The sequence below is a fragment of the Rossellomorea aquimaris genome, assembly GCF_001877785.1.
Lineage (GTDB): Bacteria > Bacillota > Bacilli > Bacillales > Bacillaceae_B > Rossellomorea > Rossellomorea aquimaris_A.
Genome location: NZ_MINN01000036.1, coordinates 1 through 401, shown reverse-complemented (window position 1 = coordinate 401; position 401 = coordinate 1). Strand labels below are relative to the sequence as shown.

Sequence of the window (401 nt, the reverse complement as noted above, 5' to 3'; positions counted from 1 at the left end):
TCTGGAAGAGTAATCTTCGAGTGGCAACATACGTCTCGGAAATTTTCGACGATATGTCGCGTGGACAGCAGCTGTAGAAATGAATCAACTGTGTATGACGCAGTGTACGAGCAAATTTGACGGATGAGCTCGTTAAGGTTGCTCCGAGAGAGGTATAAGATATATGTTTTTTGTTTTTGGTGTAACAGGTTTTATCGTAGCCATTCCTGTATTCTTCGATGTCGGTTTCATCATTTTGGTACCAATTGTTTACAGCTTGGCAAAGAAAACCGGCAAATCGCTATTGCATTACGGGATTCCGCTATTGGCGGGTCTTGCAGTAACGCATAGTTTCATCCCACCGACTCCGGGGCCGATTGCGGTTGCGGAATTGGTCGGAGCAGAACTTGGCTGGGTTATCC

1 protein-coding gene is annotated in these 401 nt (G+C 45.9%); it reads left to right on the top strand.

Annotated features, from left to right (window positions below; all coding sequences use genetic code 11):
* Nucleotides 1–163: 163 nt before the first annotated feature.
* On the top strand, nt 164–401 hold a 238-nt coding region (locus tag BHE18_RS01520; protein WP_216095294.1), incomplete at its 3' end, for a GntP family permease.